Genomic DNA, 17,099 nt, shown 5'->3' with positions numbered 1-17,099 from the left:
ATTTGGAGATGGGCATGTTTTGCCACTTTGGCTTGAATACGTTTTGCGACCGCGAATGGGGAGAAGGGGGCGATTCTCCGGGAGCGTTTAATCCGGCGGAGCTTGACGCCAGGCAGTGGGTAATGACGGCCAAGCGCGCAGGCTTTAACTACTTCATGCTGACAGCCAAACATCATGACGGCTTTTGCTTATGGCCGACGAAGACAACCGATTATTCGGTTAAGTCCAGCCCATGGCGAAACGGGCAAGGAGATGTCGTGCGGGAGTGCGCCGATGCTTGCCGTGAGGAAGGGATGCGCTTTGGCATCTATATTTCCCCTTGGGATAGGCATGATCCCCGTTATCCGGATGAGGCGGCGTACAACGACGTCTATTGCGCGCAGTTAACGGAGCTTCTAACCGGATACGGGCCGCTTGTGGAAGTGTGGTTCGATGGCGCAGGCTCTGAAGGAAGGCAATACGATTGGCCGCGAATTATGGGTCTTGTGAAGCAGTATCAGCCGGATGCCATGGTGTTTAATATGGGGGCGCCGACGGTGCGCTGGGTAGGCAATGAGGACGGCGAAGCTCCTTATCCGTGCTGGAATGCGGCGGAGGCGGCGAGAGTGAGCATGTTCACGAACGACATGACGGCATGGCTGCCGGAAACGCCGGAGTGGGTGCCTGCCGAATGCCCGGTTCCGATACGCGGCAATCATTGGTTCTGGCACCCGGACGATGAGACGCCGCTTCGTTCCTTGGAGGAGCTGATCGGCCTATACGAACGCTCCGTCGGCCACGGGGCGACGCTGCTGCTGAATGTTGCGCCAGATATCAAGGGCCTGTTCCTGGAAGAAGAGGTTCAGCGCGTAATCGAGCTGGGAGACGAAATAAAAAGGAGATATGCGTACCCCCTCGCGAAGAGCAGCGGCGGACGTTCGGTGTCGATTCGTTTGAAGCGGGAAGAAGACATACAACGAATGGTCATCATGGAGCAGATCGAGCACGGTGAAAGAGTGCGCAGCTACGTTGTGGAAGCGGAACGCGAAGGAGAATGGATCGAGATCGCAAGAGGCAGCGCAATCGGTCATAAGAAGATTGATTCGCTGACCGTGCCGATTCGGACCTCGCACATTCGCCTAACGGTATTGGAAAGCGTCGGCGAGCCGTATATTCGTTCTTTTTCCGTTTATAGCGGCCTATAAAACTACTAATTTGATGCTGAGAGGTGACTGAAATGCAAGAGGTGACCAATATGCAATTGCCAAAAGCCGTTCAACAATGTATCGAGCAGGCGGATACCGAGCTGGCCGATAACCCGAAGCTGCTGCGTATGTTCAAGCAATGCTTTCCGAACACGCTGGAGACGACGACCCGCTTGATGGAAGACGGCTCAACCTTTGTTTTTACCGGCGACATTCCGGCGATGTGGCTGCGCGATTCCAGCGCCCAAGTAAGGCATTACCTGCCGCTTGCCGCGCAGGATCAAGAGCTGCAGCGTGTGATCGAAGGATTGGTCAAACGCCAGCTCAAGTATATTCAAATTGATCCGTACGCGAATGCTTTTAACGAAGAAGACAATGACAACCGTTACGAGGATGATTTAACGGAGCTGAACCCGTGGGTTTGGGAGCGGAAGTACGAAATCGATTCGCTTTGCTATCCGATTCAGCTTAGCTACTTGTATTGGAAGCAGACGGGAATTGCTGCTTTATTCGACGATACATTTTTGGAGACGATGAAGACGATTATCCGCCTATGGCGTACGGAGCAGAGGCATTTTGAGCAATCGCCTTACCGCTTCGCAAGGACGACAGGCCCGAAAACCGATACGCTGCGCAACAATAGAATGGGCATGCCGGTCAATTACACGGGAATGACATGGTCCGGCTTCCGGCCAAGCGACGACGCGTGTACGTTCGGCTATTTAATCCCGGCAAACATGTTCGCTTGCGTCGTGCTCGGTTATATGGAAGAAATTGCAGACCGGATTTATGGCGATGAGCAGGTAAAGAACGAGGCGGTAATTTTAAGAGAAGAGATCGATTACGGCATCCGGACGTACGGTATTTACCGGCACCCGGAATTCGGCGAAATGTTTGCTTATGAAACCGACGGCTTCGGCAATTACAACCTGATGGATGATGCTAATGTGCCGAGCCTGCTTTCGATTCCTTATCTCGGTTATGCGGACATGGACGATCCTGTTTATATCAATACGAGAAAGTTTATTTTGAGCAAGGACAATCCGTATTATTATGAGGGCAGTCATGCGAAGGGGATCGGCAGTCCGCACACTCCGAAACATTATATTTGGCATATAAGTCTGTCTATGCAGGCTTTAACGTCTTCAGATAACGAGGAAATCGCTGAAATTGTCCGGACTTTAACGGGTACCGACGCAGATACCGGATACATGCACGAGGGTTTCCATGTGAATGATCCAAACGAGTATACGAGACCTTGGTTTGCGTGGGCAAACAGCCTGTTCGCGGAGCTGATCTATAAGCTGATGCGGGAACGGCGTCTTAAGGAGCTAGTTCGCTAGGGTAGCGGCTGACGTCGAGGGAGCTTCGCAATAACAGCGGTCGGACGGTTGAAGAAAATAAGGCGGTATTCCAGCTCCATAGGCACGGGTAAAACAAAACGGGAAAAGGCTATGTCTTGTCAATCAAGGCATAGCTTTTCTTTGCAGCATACCTCCATTAAACGTTCGAACACTTTTGAGAGATTTAGTGTCAATTTGTGAACGTAAATCGACCCTATCAAATAAATAGAGCGAAATAGTTTCGGTTTGTGAATTTAAAGTAACCTTTTTGCGCACCACCACCCTGAAATGCTGTATTAGTTTGACAAAGCAGCACTATTCCGCATGTTTTGCTCCTAGCTGATCGATTAGTTCGACACGAATTGGAACTAATTGAATCTAGTTCAACGAATTCAAACTAATTAAATATTATTACCAATTGAATCTCATCCAGCGGGTACCACGGATTCTTCTATGATCAGGATGTAGGAAAAAGCTCCAGCAGCCGTAAAGCATAGGGCTTCAGAGCGAGAAAACAGTCTTTTTTCGAAAAATGCAATCTTTTAGAAAAAGGAGTACTTTGCAGCTTCCGTGTTTACAAAGCCTAAACGAAAAAGGGGATTTTGTTGGAAAGATGGCAATTGCGGGCGCTGCAGCTTTTATATTATACATGAAGAAGATTAAGGCAACAGCCAATGGCTGAGCAAATGAATTTTCGCGAACATAGAGGAGGAGCATGAATAATGAGCAACCTGGAGACGCAGCTGCAAGAGGAGAATCATACGGAACAAGAAGCAAATGAAGTGGAGAACGGCGTTCATAATTTCAGCAGCGAGAAAGATTGGGTAAAGCCGGAGGATCCGCTTATTCTTGAACGGCTCGAATGGTTTAAGGATCAGAAGCTCGGCATTATGATGCATTGGGGGCCTTATTCACAGCTCGGACTCGTAGAATCGTGGGCGCTCAGCGATGAAGACGGCGATTGGTCCCGCGACGGCATTGATTGGGGCGTTGACAGCGAGGAGCTGAAGCGCCAATATTTTGGTTTGAACAAGACGTTTAATCCCGTTCGGCTGCAGCCGGAACTATGGGCGGAGCTTGCCGCAGAGGGCGGCTTCAAATATTTGATATTTACGACGAAGCATCACGACGGCTTCTGCATGTGGGACACGCATACGACGGATTACCGGAGTACCGGACCGGATACGCCTTTCCATACGCATAAGTACGCCGATATTTGCAAAAATGTATTCGATGCCTTCCGGGACAAGGGACTGGCCATTTCGGCTTACTTCTCCAAGGCCGATTGGCACACGCCTTATTATTGGACGCCGGGGATGGAGCGCGGCACGTCTACTTGGCGCGGCCCTTCGTACGATCCGAAGCAGTATCCATGGCTGTGGGAGAAGTTCGTACAGTTCACACATGAGCAAATGATGGAGCTGCTCACTAATTATGGACGGATTGACGTGCTGTGGCTCGATGCCGGCTGGGTGAGAGACGGCGGCAGAGTGCCGCAGGATATACGCCTCGGAGAATTGGTCGATCGCGCGCGCGAAACGCAGCCTTGGCTGCTGTCGGCAGACAGAACGGTCGGCGGTCCTTACGAAAATATCGTGACGCCGGAGCAGACGATTCCGGACGGTCCGATGAGCGTGCCGTGGGAAAGCTGTATTACGCTCGGCACCTCCTTCTCCTTCCGCTATGAGGACAAGTATAAATCGCTGCGCCAGGTGGTTCGAATTCTGATGGAGGTCGTCTCCAAGGGCGGAAACCTTGCGCTTAATGTAGGCCCGCAGCCGGATGGCAGGCTTCCAGAGGGAGCAATTGCTACGATTAAGGAATTGGGCGCTTGGATGAAAACATACGGCGAGGCCGTTTATGGAACGAGAATTTGTGCTCCTTACTTTACCGGCGGCTTTGCATTCACCCGAAAGGAAGACCGCGTTTACGCCGCCTATTTGTATCCTTCCGAGAATACGGCGGTCGAGAAGCAAATGGTTATTCCGTATCGTGAACCGGTAGCGGCCGTCGAGCTGGTAGGTACTGACGAGAGCCTGCCGTTCGAGAGGACGGAGTCGGGCTTAATCGTTCAGTTGCCGCCATCCGAGTATGCAGGCAAGGCGCCTGTGGCGCATGTGTTCCGGCTGCTTGCATAATTAACCGGTTACCCGGCAAGTCGATTGAAACTGACGCCCATATCGCGGGCGTCAGTTTTTTGGATATGGAAATTATGTATCTTGTCCTGCTCATTTGAATAGGGTACGCTTACAGATAGATAAATAAGGGGAAGGGGATACAAGGTTGAACAAAATGTGGTTTCGCCGTTTGTTGTTATCGTATCTACCGGTCTTTTTTATCGTGACGATGATTTTGTTTGTCGTATTTTTCCAAACCTTAAATGAACAAAATCGAAGAGAAGCGATAAAAGCAAATGATTTCTTGGCACAGCAGGTTATTCTCTTTACAGATAATTCATTGAAGGCAATCGATTATCAGGTCGTTCGCGAAATATTGACGAATCCCGATATCAGCCGTTTTTTCAGCAGAGACAGCATGGATGTGGCTGCTAACATACAAGCGTTAAAAGTGATGGATGAATTGAAATTCAATTATCCGATCATTGATTCGATCTATTTTTTGCGCTTTAAGGACGGGTATATTTTCGGGGATGTCCCCAGATCGATCGATGATTTCCAGGATAAGTCATTTATTCAGCGATATGCGGAACAAGCAAGCGGGGCAAAGTGGACAGGGGAGCGGAAGTACAAAGCGTTCTCCGATTCCGACGTCGATGCCCAAAATGTCATTACCTTAGTAAGAGCGGCACCGTACAATATGGGCGTTAAGCAGGGCTATTTTGTCGTGAACGTCAGCTTAACCAAGCTGAGGGATACGGTCGGCCGGATGTATAACTCCGATAGAAGCTTTGTCAGCATGATTGACAAGGAAGGCCATAATTTGCTCGGCGATGAAATAGATCCGTCTGCTACGGGTCCGGTATTAGCGAATTATACGTCCCCATATACAGGCTGGGAGATTAATAGCGGTATTTTGGACAAGAACGGCTTGAAATTGGTGCTCACCTTTTATAATGTGTGGGTCGTATTCGCGATGGCTGTCGTTGTGTTCGGCATTTTATGGGTTATTTACGTGACGAAACGGAATTATAAGCCGATTCAGCAGCTCGTGTCGCTCATACAGACGTATTCGTCGAAGAGCGAAGGAACAGGAGCGGCGACCGAAAGCGAATTTATTTTTATTCAAAATACGCTTGAAAACTTAATGAGCGAGACGAAGCAGTACCAGCAGCAGTACCGGGAAAAGCTTATTTTGCAAAAAAAATATCATTTTCATCAGGTGCTTGAGGGGGCCGTGCAATTAAGCGACGAAGCCTGGATTTCCGAGCTTAAAGGCTATGATTTGGACGTAGCGGGGAAAATATCGACCGTTCATGTCATTGAAATCGATGATTATTCCGCATTTACCGATATTTATAATCAACGGGATCAATCGCTGCTGAAATTTACGTTATACAGCGTTATCCATGAGACGGCCAAAAATCTTGGCGTTGCCGTCTGGGCGGAATGGACGACCGAGCGCCGGGTATCCTTCATCCTATGGCTGCCGCCAGAGGCGGATGCGATGGAAAAGAATGAGGTTATTATACAGGAGTGCAGGACCTGGATTGAACAAAATGTCAGCTTTAATATAACGATCGGGCGCGGAGAACCGGCGAATACGCTGGAGGAGCTGCGGGGCTCTTACGAAATGGCCAATTATTGCTTGCAATATAAAGCTGTTCTGGGCAGCAACCGGGTCATTGCCATGGAAGATACGGTAAGACCGCAGAAAGAAATTCAGGAGTATTTCAAAACCATTTATTTGCTCTCCCAGTCACTGCGCCTTGCCGAAAATGACTGGTTGAAGCATTTGAACGTATTCTTCGATCAAATCCGGGATTCGCTGCTGCCCCGTAAAGAGATCGAGAGTCTTCTGCAGTTTTTCGTTCATCATTTGGAGGGCGAGGTACTCGAATTATCGAAGGAATATCGTAATATTTGGCGGGCCGTTCAGACGGATTTGCGCGAATTAGCGAAGCGGTGGGATAATCTCGACGATCTTCAGCAGGGCTGCAGCAGCATCTTCGCAATGATGAACGAGAAGATGCAAATGCAGCGGGATTCGCATAGCAACAAAACGCTTATTATTGAAATACGGACGTACATCGAAGAAAACTATGCGAATTCCGAGCTGTCGCTCGATTTTCTGAGCACGAAGTTCCAGGTAAACTCCAAATATTTAAGCAAAATGTTCAAGGAGGAGTTTGGAGAAAATTTCGTCGATTTTCTAATCGGCCTCCGAATTGATAATGCGAAGCAGATGCTTCTGGAAACCCAAAAGCCAATGCAGGAAATCAGCAACGAGGTTGGCTATTATAATTACAATTCCTTCAACCGCGCCTTTAAAAATGTCGTTGGACTGTCTCCGCGGGACTTTCGGAAGCAGCTTGGGGAAGTCAATTAATTGCTAGTGGATTTATTTGCTAAAGAGCCTTAAGAGCGCAGCGTTTCCGCGTTCTTGAGGCTCTTTTTGGCGATGCGGCAGGGAGCGGTTTGATTACGTCCATCGTTATGGGAATTATGCAGCGTTTGTGAAAAATGCATGAATCAGCGTAACTGCTGCGTTTTTGCGCTTATTTAGAAAAAGGTGATGTGCAGGAATCTTACGAATTGATGAAGTTTTCGTAAACGGGCTAGAATCGGGTTATGGGCCGGGACATAACCGGAAAGGAATTACGAGCTTCGTTAAATTGTTGCAAAGGAGAGCTGCGAATGAATCATGCACAGGTGAACGCGTTAGAGAAGACGGAGCTTCACGAACTACCATTCAAGAGTAAGCTTACGACGTGGAAAAAAATAACGAGACATTGGGAATTATACTTTTTGGTTTTTCTGCCAGTCCTCTATTTAATTATTTTCAAATATGTGCCGATGATCGGCGTGCAGATCGCCTTTAAAGACTTTAACGTCGTGCAGGGCATATGGGGCAGTCAGTGGGTCGGACTTAAGCATTTTGAAACGTTTTTCACTTCTCCTAACTTTTGGCTGATCATTAAAAACACGTTAGGAATCAGCTTCTATTCGCTGCTTGCAGGCTTTCCGATTCCGATACTGCTTGCTCTTGCTTTAAATGAAGTGCGAACGGGCAAATTTAAGAAATCGGTGCAAATGGTTACTTACGCGCCGCATTTTATTTCTACAGTCGTTATGGTTTCGATCGTTATGCTGATGCTTACGCCGCATGTCGGCGTCATCGACAGATTATTTTCTTTCTTAGGCTGGGAAATGACCAACTTCATGGGCGTTCCGGAATTTTTTAAATCGATCTATGTATGGTCGGGGGTTTGGCAGGAGATGGGCTATGCTTCCATTATATATATTGCGGCGCTCGCCAGCGTCGATCCATCGCTGTACGAGGCTGCAAGAGTAGACGGCGCCTCCAGATGGAAAAAAATCATTTATATCGACCTTCCGTCGCTGCTTCCCATTACGGTTATCATGCTTATCCTTAGCCTCGGAAGCGTAATGGGCGTCGGTTTTGAGAAAATCTATTTGATGCAGAACCCGCTCAACTTAAGCTCTTCCGAGGTTATATCCACTTATGTGTATAAAGTGGGGCTTGTCGGCGCTAATTTCAGCTTTTCATCGGCGGTCGGCTTGTTCAACTCTGTTATCAATTTGATTTTGCTGCTCACGGTCAATTTCGTCGCGAAGAAAATTTCAGAAACAAGTTTATGGTAGGGGAGGGATGAACATGACAACGGCAAAAAAAATTAAGGAACCATTTGGCGACCGACTGTTTTTGTTAGGTATTTATCTCTTTTTGACTCTGCTTATGCTAGCTGTACTGTATCCGCTCCTCTATATTATAAGCTCATCCTTAAGCTCTCCAAGAGCTGTCGTATCGGGACAAGTATGGCTGCTGCCCGTGGAGTTCAGCCTAAAGGCGTATAAATCGATCTTTCATAGCTCGCAGCTTATGTACGGATACTACAATACCATTATATACACCGTTTTCGGTACGTTGATCAATTTGCTGTTCACCGTGCTGCTTGCTTATCCGTTGTCGGTGAAAAGTTTTTACGGCCGAAATTTTGTCATGATTCTAATGATGATTACGATGTTCTTCAGCGGCGGACTCATTCCGACTTATCTTCTCGTCAAAGATTTGGACATGCTGGACACACGCTGGGCGATGTGGCTGCCGGGCGCATTCTCGGTATTCCAGGTCATCGTGGCGCGAACGTTTTTTCAGTCTTCCATTCCAAGCGAATTGTCTGAAGCGGCGCAAATTGACGGCTGCAGAGATACAAGGTATCTGGTCAGCATCGTGCTGCCATTGTCAAAGCCGATTCTCGCCGTATTGACTCTCATGTATGCGGTAGGCCACTGGAACGCGTACTTTGACGCTCTTATTTATTTAAGATCGGAGAAGCTGTTCCCGCTGCAATATGTGCTGCGTAACTTGCTTATTCTGAATGCGTCAGATCCGGAGATGCTTGCGAACACCGCTCAGAAGATACGGGAGCAAGGGTTCGAGCAGGCGCTGAAATACGCATTGATCGTCGTTGCTTCGGTGCCGGTGCTCATTATGTATCCGTTCGTGCAGAAACATTTCGTGAAAGGCGTTATGATCGGTTCATTGAAAGGTTAAGAGGGTTTTCATTTATACTAAGGGGGTGATGCGGCGAGCCCGAAGCGCGCGGGCGGGTTTTGGATCAAGAAGCGATGTTTGATTAACTACCATTTTAGGAGGGGTCCAATTGAAAAAAACATTTTTCAGCATGCTTGCACTCGTCATAAGCCTTACATTGGTATTGTCAGCTTGCGGTAAAAGCAACGAGGGTAATAGTACAACAACGAACGCCGGAGAGAAAAATACAACCGAAGAAGCGGGACCGGTTACGATGACATTTTTTGCTCCTCAAGGCAAAGCGCCCTTGGAAGACAACAGCTATACGAAGCACGTAGAGGAAAAATTTAATGTCAAAATAAAATGGGATCTCGCTCCTGCGGACGCGCTGACGGACCGCCGTCAATTGCTGCTTGCAAGCGGCGATTATCCGGAAGTATTCCTGGAGGGAAAATTCTCGCACACGGATTTGCTGACTTACGGCAAGCAAGGCGTGTTCCTTCCGTTAAATGATTTGATTGATAAGTATGCACCGAACATTAAAGCGATGATGGAGAAGAAACCGTATTTTAAAGATGCGATCACGGCAACGGACGGCAACATTTACGCCCTTCCGCGCTTAAATGAATGCTACCATTGCACATTCTCGCAAAAGTTTTGGATGAATAAAGAGTGGCTCGATAAGGTGGGTTTGCCGGTTCCGACTACGACAGACGAGCTTTATACGGTACTGAAAGCTTTCAAAGAAAAGGATCCGAACGGAAACGGCAAAGCCGATGAAATTCCGCTTACAGGCGCGCCGAACAAAAACGTATGGAACGGGAACATCGACGCTTATTTAATGAATTCCTTCATCTATAACGATAACGGCAAATATTTGACTTTGAACGACGGCAAAGTAGACTTTGCAGCTAACAAGGAAGGCTGGAAGCAAGGCTTGATCTTCATGAACAAGCTGTACAAGGAAGGCCTGATTGACCCGGCTTCGTTTACGCAAAATGATCAAGCGATCGGCCAGCTCGGAAACCGCGAGGGAGACGAAATCGTAGGCTCGATTACGACGGCGCTCGTCAGTTACTTGGTTAATCCGTATGATGATAAGCTTACAAGACATAAGCACTGGGTAATCGTTCCGCCGCTCAAAGGACCGGAAGGCGTGCAGCTGGCCGGCGCATCGCAAGGCATTAGCGAATTCCAATTTGCGCTGACGAACAAAGCATCCGAGGCGCAGCAAATCGCTGCGATCAAAATTATGGACTATGCTTTCAGCGAGGAAGGCGCGATTAAGAGCGAATATGGCTCGGAAGAAGGCATTGGCTGGAAAACGGCAGAAGCCGGCGAGAAAAATATCGACGGTCAACCTGCGAAATACAGCTTTAAGGGACTTCCGGAAGCTGATCCGAACGCCATTCGCAATGACAGCTGGGTTCTGATGGGGCCGAAGGATTTGACGAAAGAGTTCCGCGACTTGTTTGCGGTAGGCCAGGACCCGCTCGCTGCGGACGGTTACGAAACGCGTCTTGCGCAAGCGACTAACGCATTTGCCCCGTATTCGCCAAAAGAAATTTACCCGTCCGGCGTCTTTATTCGTCCGGAAGACACCGATGCCGCTTCGCAATTGACGACATCGATTCAAGACTATGTAACAACCAACATGGCTCAATTTATTATCGGCAGCAAAGATATTCAGAAGGATTGGGATGCTTACGTGAAAGGCTTCGAGGGCCTCAACCTTGCTAAGTATATCGAAATTTACGGCAATGCGATCAAAAAAGAAGAATAGGAATAACTAATTGTTTGCAGGAAGTATAACCTTCGGGTTTACTTCCTGCTGCTATATACGGACCATGAAGGAGAGTCATCCATGAGCTATATGAATTCGTCGCTGCCAGTCCCGGAACGGGTAGAGCATTTACTAAAGGAAATGACATTAAACGAGAAAATTGGCCAGCTGCTGCAACCGTTTGGCTGGAAAACATATGCGAAGGAAAATGGAAAAGTCACGCTATCGGAGGATTTCCAGGAGCAGGTGAAGAGCGGCGGGATCGGTTCGTTATACGGCGTGCTGCGCGCCGACCCATGGACGGAGGTTACGCTTGAGAACGGACTCTCGCCCGAAGAAGGGGCAAGGGCGATCAATGATATCCAGCGTTATGTGATCGAAAACTCGCGGCTCGGCATACCGATTTTATTTGGAGAGGAATGCTCGCACGGCCATATGGCAATCGGAGCGACCGTCTTCCCTGTTCCATTATCCGTAGGAAGCGCTTGGAATGTCGATTTATACCGCAAGATGTGCCGGGCCATTGCTCTGGAGACGAGAAGCCAAGGCGGAGCGGCTACGTATTCGCCGGTGCTTGACGTCGTGCGCGATCCGCGCTGGGGCCGGACGGAGGAATGTTTTGCCGAGGACCCTTATTTGATCGGAGAGCTGGCGGTCGCGGCAGTGGAAGGACTGCAAGGAGAACGGCTGGATGCGGAGGACAGCGTGATTGCGACGCTTAAGCACTTTGTGGCTTATGGCAGCTCCGAGGGCGGACGCAATGCGGGCCCGGTCCATATGGGCATGCGCGAGCTGCATGAATCGGATTTGCTTCCCTTCCGCAAGGGTGTGGAGGCAGGCGCGCTCTCGGTAATGACCGCTTACAACGAAATCGACGGTATTCCCTGCACATCTAACGCTTATTTACTAAAGGAGCTGCTGCGTGAGAAGTGGGGCTTTGACGGCTTTGTCATTACCGATTGCGGCGCCATTAACATGCTGGCATGGGGACATGACGTCGCCGAGAACGGCGAGCATGCGGCAGTGCTCGCACTGCAAGCCGGCGTCGATATGGAGATGTCGGGCGAAATGTTCGGCAAGCATCTGGCGCCTGCTGTGGAGCATCAATTGTTAGAAGAAAGCGTACTGGACGATGCGGTCAGACGCGTATTAAGCATGAAATTTAAGCTTGGGCTGTTTGAAAATCCATACGTCGATCCTGCGAAGGCGGCTGAGGCGATCGGCTGCTCCGAGCATGTCCGGCTCGCCAGACAAATCGCGCAGGAGGGCATCGTGCTGCTGAAAAATGCGGAACAAACGCTGCCGTTAAAGAAGGATACACGCAAAATAGCTGTAATCGGCCCAAATGCCAACCATATGTATAACCAATTAGGCGATTACACCTCGCCCCAGCAGCGCAGCCAGATCGTTACGCTGCTGGACGGCATCCGCAATAAGCTGGGGAGCGGTGCCGATAAACAAGTGCTGCATGCGCCAGGCTGCCGCATAAAAGGCGATTCCAGGGAAGGCTTCGAGCAGGCGCTTGCTTGCGCCGGGCAGGCGGACGTTGTCATTATGGCAATCGGCGGATCAAGCGCGCGGGATTTTGGCGAAGGCACAATTGATCTGCGGACAGGCGCATCGGTTGTCACCGGGAACGCATGGAGCGATATGGAATGCGGCGAAGGGATAGACCGAGCAGGACTTGAGCTGCTTGGCGTTCAGCTGGAGCTCGTTCAGGAAATTTATAAATTAGGAAAGCCGGTTATCGTCGTCTATATTAACGGCCGTCCGATCGTCGAGCCATGGATTGACGAGCATGCTCATGCGATCGTCGAGGCGTGGTATCCCGGGCAAGAGGGCGGAAACGCGATTGCCGATATTTTGTTCGGCGATGCGAATCCTTCCGGCCGTCTCACGATTTCCGTGCCCAAGCATGTAGGCCAGCTTCCTGTCTATTACAACGGCAAAAGAAGCAGAGGAAAGCAGTATCTGGAGATGGACAATAAGCCGCAGTATCCGTTTGGCTACGGGCTTAGCTATACCGAATTCCGTTATGACGGCCTGCAGGTTTCTCCGCAGCAAATCGGTCCGGACGAAGAAGCTTCCGTTCAAGTAGAGGTGACGAATGTTGGTCATACAGCAGGCTCGGAAGTCGTGCAGCTGTATGTGACGGACAAGGTCAGCTCGGTAACACGGCCGAATAAGGAGCTGAAGGGCTTCCGCAAGGTGCATATCGAACCGGGCGAGACCAAGACGGTTACATTCACTTTGTCGCGGGAACATTTGCAGCTTATCGGCCGCAATTATGAACCTGTCGTAGAAGCCGGGGAGTTCGCCATTATGGTAGGAAGAAATGCCGAGGATTATATAAGCGCGAATCTAACGGTAAGGGATGAGGGGCAGACATGCATAGAATAAACCGTTTTTTGAAGAAGCTGGCAAGCATGCAATGGAAGGAGACCATTCAGCTGCCCGAATGGGAAATGAGAAAAGCCCGTTATATCGTACCGGGCGTCTATGAATACGAGTCGGAGGATTATTTCGTTCAGACGATGGACCCTTTGAACAGCACACAGGGCGTGACCTATTTTTTGCGGAAGCAGCTTGAAATTCCAGATGCTTGGCATGCTGATCCCATCGGCCTGATCGTAGACGGCGGGGGCGAAGGCATGATGATGGTAAACGGCGTTCCGTATCACGGAGTAGACCGCAACCACTCCTTCGTCCCGCTGCATCTGGATGGCGCCTTGCGTAACCCCTATATCGAAATCGAGCTGTATGATCCGATTCCGGAGCCGGCCGATCCTTTAAATGCGCAGGCGACGATCAATCCACCTATTTCCTATATCCGCATCAAGCTTGTTCGGGTCAATAAGCCGCTGCAAAGCCTTCTATATAGTGTTCAAGCGGCCTATGAATCTGTGCTGCTGCTGCCTGAGCAGGATTTAAAAAGGCTGCGGATCAGGGATGCCCTGTATGAAATGATGGACGAGACCGAGCGGCAATTGGATATCGGAAGTATAGACGGCGATTGGCTGCACATATTGGAGAACCGGCTTGCCGAGCTGGTCAAAGCGTTCGCCCCTGCGCCGGGTGCGAACGGCACGATGCATATGGTTGGCCAGTCTCATATCGACATCGCGTGGCTATGGCCCGTGCGGGAAACTGTCCGCAAGGTGAGCAGGACCTTCTCCACGATGAATACGCTGATGAAGGAATATCCGGATTTCGTTTATACGCAGAGCCAGCCACTGCTGTATGCTTTCGCAAAGGAGCACTATCCCGAGCTCTATGAGCAAATTAAGCAAAGAGTCGCCGAAGGCCGCTGGGAGCTGGTAGGCGGCATGTGGGTCGAGCCGGATTTGAACATTCCGAGCGGGGAGTCGCTTGTGCGGCAAATTTTGTACGGACAGCTCTTTTATAAAGAGGAATTCGGCAAAACCTCTAACATCGAATGGCTGCCCGATACGTTTGGCTATTGCGCATCGCTACCGCAGCTGTTGAAGCTGGCAGGCGTCGATTATTTTATGACGACGAAGCTTAATTGGAACGACACCAATCGCTTTCCATATGATCTATTCCACTGGGTCGGTATCGACGGCACGTCTGTCTTATCCTATTTGAGTCATAGCTTGAACGTGCATACGAGACCGAAGGACATACATGAACATTGGGAAGCTTACCGGCACAAAGACAAGCTGGATGAGCTGATGATGCTTTACGGCCATGGAGACGGCGGGGGCGGCGTGACTAGAGAAATGGTGGAGCTTGTTGAGCGCTCTGCCATGATGGTCGATTTGCCTGACAGCCATTTCAGCACGGCGGCCGAGTTTTTCGGAAACGCCTGGGAACGGCGGAAGGAATTTCCGAAGTGGCATGGCGATTTATATTTGGAACTGCACCGCGGCACCTATACGACGCATGCACGCAATAAACGCAGCAACCGGAAAGCGGAGGTGCTGTACCGGGAGGCTGAGATTTGGAGCAGCCTGGCAGGGAGCGCCTTCGAAGCTGGACAAGCGGAGAAGGTGCAGGCGGCGCTTCATGAGGGCTGGAAGCTTATTTTGCTGAACCAATTCCATGACATCATTCCGGGAACGGCTATTCCGGAAACGTACGTGACGTCTGCGGAAGAGTACGAGCAGGTGTTCAAGCTTGGCAATACGTGCTTGGAGCAATCGCTGGCGGCACTCGCGGGGAGCGTAGCTGTTCAAGGCGAAGGCGTTCCGTACCTCGTATTCAACAGTCTGGGTTGGACAAGAAATGAAGTCGTATATATCGACGTTAAAGAAGAGCAGGGGCATTTTGCGGCATTCGATCAGGACGGCGAACGGCTGGACAGCGATTTGATGAGGGATGGAGCCGCTTCCGGTAAATTAACTTTGGCAGTAAGCGTGAAGAGCATTCCAGCCTTCGGTTATACGACCATATGGCTGAGAGCGACACAGCCGGCGGAGGCGGGGACGGCTTACCCTGCGAAGCTGGACGACACTTGGGAAACGCCGCATTATTTAATCGAATTTAATGAAGCAGGCGAAATAGCACGCTGGTACGATAAGTCTGCAGGGCGCGAGCTGATTTTGGCCGGGGAGAAGGCGAATGAATTTCAGCTTTTCTTCGATAAACCGTTATCCTGGGATGCATGGGATATCGATCCGAGATTTGAAGCGCAGTGTGCAGGCTCCGTCAGGCTGCTCAGCAAGGAGGTTGTCGTCCAAGGAAATACACAGGATGTGCTGCGGTTTGAGTGGCAGCTGAACCGTTCCGACATCGTGCAGCATATTATTTTTTACCATGATCAGAAGCGGGTCGATTTTAAAACCAGCGTTGATTGGCAGGAAGAGCATAAGCTCCTGAAGGTCGCTTTCCCGGTCGATATTGTTGCCGGCAAGGCAACCTATGAAATTCCGTTTGGCGTACTGGAGAGACCGACGCATACGAATACGAGCTGGGAACAGGCGCAATATGAGGTCTGCGGCCACCGCTTTGCGGATTTATCCGAGGGCAATTACGGAGTAAGCCTGTTGAATGATTGCAAATACGGCTACGACATTAAAGGCAGTACGATCAGGCTCTCGTTATTGCGCGCCCCAAGATGGCCTGATCTAACCGCAGACCAAGGCGAGCACACATTTACGTATTCGCTGTATCCTCACGAGCAGGATTGGCGCAGCGCTCATGTCGTGCGCAGCGCGCTTGAGCTTAACCATCCGGTGCGGGTAGCGGGAGACTGGGCTGGGGCTGCCGCTGAAGCGGGACAACGCGGAAGCATCGGTAATAAGCTTCCTGTTCAGCACGAAATGATGCCGTTTGAAAGCAACCATGTCATATTGGATACAATAAAAGCTGCCGAGCAGGGAAAGGGAACGATATTCCGCTTATATGAGTCAGCCGGAGGACGGGAGAAGGTCACGCTCCGTCTGCCGCTGGCCGCAAGGGAAGCGTTCGTCGTCAATTTATTGGAGGAGGAGCTGCAGCGGCTGGACATTCGGGATGGGGCTGTGCAATTGGAATTTAAGCCGTTTGAAATTATTAGCGTTCTAGCTCGATAATATAATGCCTTGAGGCGTAATTGGCGAATAAGGAAATAGGAAAAGCGAAGTTAGCGAATAGCGCTAACTTCGCTTTTTTTGATAGGTAGAAATGATGGGAGAGGGGTGGGGGCGAGTCGGCTTTAGCTGCTCCTCGTCGGCGTGATTGTGACCCGTTTGAGGGTGCGCGAGTGCACCGTAGATCTAGTTTTTAGCTCTATTTATGCTGTTATGGTTAGTTTGGGGGAAATAGAGCTATTTTCTAGATCTATTTTTCTTCGTCGGCGTGATTTTGGGCCGTTTGAGGGTGCGCGAGTGCACCATAGATCTAGTTTTTAGCTCTATTTATGCTGTTATGGTTAGTTTGGGGGAAATAGAGCTATTTTCTAGATCTATTTTTCCTCGTCGGCGTGATTTTGGGCCGTTTGAGGGTGCGCGAGTGCACCGTAGATCTAGTTTTTAGCTCTATTTATGCTGTTATGGTTAGTTTGGGGTCAAGTCCATATTTATGTGTAAAATCTCATCCGTGTTATCTGAAATGATGCTAACGAGTTTTACGCCATTCGTGGTATGAAGACATATCCATGAATTTACGGCTAGA

Annotated in this window: 9 protein-coding genes; all 9 read left to right on the top strand. The window is 49.8% G+C overall.

Annotated elements, in window-relative coordinates; genetic code table 11:
- The first annotated feature begins 8 nt into the window (after positions 1–8).
- The 9 genes from AC0YNZ_RS29210 (at position 9) to AC0YNZ_RS29170 (ending at position 16,519) form a co-directional block, all read left to right on the top strand.
- Positions 9–1,184, top strand: a complete 1,176-nt coding sequence (locus tag AC0YNZ_RS29210) for an alpha-L-fucosidase (protein ID WP_475829929.1) — start codon at positions 9–11, stop codon at positions 1,182–1,184.
- 50 nt (positions 1,185–1,234) lie between these two features.
- Positions 1,235–2,527: a glycoside hydrolase family 125 protein gene (locus AC0YNZ_RS29205; protein ID WP_475829901.1), complete on the top strand. Its 1,293-nt coding sequence runs from the start codon at positions 1,235–1,237 to the stop codon at positions 2,525–2,527.
- Positions 2,528–3,249: 722 nt separating this feature from the next.
- Complete coding sequence (locus AC0YNZ_RS29200; protein ID WP_475829900.1) at positions 3,250–4,665, top strand: alpha-L-fucosidase; 1,416 nt, start codon at positions 3,250–3,252, stop codon at positions 4,663–4,665.
- A gap of 154 nt (positions 4,666–4,819) precedes the next feature.
- On the top strand, positions 4,820–7,033 hold the full coding sequence (locus AC0YNZ_RS29195) for a helix-turn-helix domain-containing protein (RefSeq protein WP_475829928.1): 2,214 nt from the start codon (positions 4,820–4,822) through the stop codon (positions 7,031–7,033).
- Positions 7,034–7,341: 308 nt separating this feature from the next.
- Positions 7,342–8,310 carry an ABC transporter permease gene (locus AC0YNZ_RS29190; RefSeq protein ID WP_475829899.1) on the top strand — a complete coding sequence of 323 codons (969 nt, stop codon included), beginning with the start codon at positions 7,342–7,344 and terminating at the stop codon, positions 8,308–8,310.
- A 13-nt stretch (positions 8,311–8,323) separates the two neighbouring features.
- Complete coding sequence (locus AC0YNZ_RS29185) at positions 8,324–9,223, top strand: carbohydrate ABC transporter permease (RefSeq protein ID WP_475829898.1); 900 nt, start codon at positions 8,324–8,326, stop codon at positions 9,221–9,223.
- A 109-nt stretch (positions 9,224–9,332) separates the two neighbouring features.
- The gene (locus AC0YNZ_RS29180; protein ID WP_475829897.1) at positions 9,333–10,985 is read left to right on the top strand and encodes a type 2 periplasmic-binding domain-containing protein; all 1,653 of its coding nucleotides are present in this window, start codon (positions 9,333–9,335) and stop codon (positions 10,983–10,985) included.
- Between the two features lie 81 nt (positions 10,986–11,066).
- Positions 11,067–13,385: a glycoside hydrolase family 3 N-terminal domain-containing protein gene (locus AC0YNZ_RS29175; protein WP_475829896.1), complete on the top strand. Its 2,319-nt coding sequence runs from the start codon at positions 11,067–11,069 to the stop codon at positions 13,383–13,385.
- Positions 13,373–16,519, top strand: a complete 3,147-nt coding sequence (locus AC0YNZ_RS29170; protein WP_475829895.1) for an alpha-mannosidase — start codon at positions 13,373–13,375, stop codon at positions 16,517–16,519. The genes AC0YNZ_RS29175 and AC0YNZ_RS29170 overlap by 13 nt, the downstream gene beginning before the upstream one ends.
- The last annotated feature ends 580 nt before the right edge of the window (positions 16,520–17,099 follow it).

This window comes from Paenibacillus sp. J2L1-98, assembly GCF_056269405.1.
This window is presented reverse-complemented; position numbering and strand designations above follow the sequence as displayed.

Bases quoted from the DNA above. Each gene is read 5' to 3' on its own strand.
- AC0YNZ_RS29205 (WP_475829901.1), top strand. From the start codon at position 1,235: ATGCAATTGCCAAAAGCCGTTCAACAATGTATCGAGCAGGCGGATACC.
- AC0YNZ_RS29185 (WP_475829898.1), top strand. From the start codon at position 8,324: ATGACAACGGCAAAAAAAATTAAGGAACCATTTGGCGACCGACTGTTT.
- AC0YNZ_RS29195 (WP_475829928.1), top strand. From the start codon at position 4,820: ATGTGGTTTCGCCGTTTGTTGTTATCGTATCTACCGGTCTTTTTTATC.
- AC0YNZ_RS29190 (WP_475829899.1), top strand. From the start codon at position 7,342: ATGAATCATGCACAGGTGAACGCGTTAGAGAAGACGGAGCTTCACGAA.
- AC0YNZ_RS29175 (WP_475829896.1), top strand. From the start codon at position 11,067: ATGAGCTATATGAATTCGTCGCTGCCAGTCCCGGAACGGGTAGAGCAT.
- AC0YNZ_RS29170 (WP_475829895.1), top strand. From the start codon at position 13,373: ATGCATAGAATAAACCGTTTTTTGAAGAAGCTGGCAAGCATGCAATGG.
- AC0YNZ_RS29200 (WP_475829900.1), top strand. From the start codon at position 3,250: ATGAGCAACCTGGAGACGCAGCTGCAAGAGGAGAATCATACGGAACAA.
- AC0YNZ_RS29210 (WP_475829929.1), top strand. From the start codon at position 9: ATGGGCATGTTTTGCCACTTTGGCTTGAATACGTTTTGCGACCGCGAA.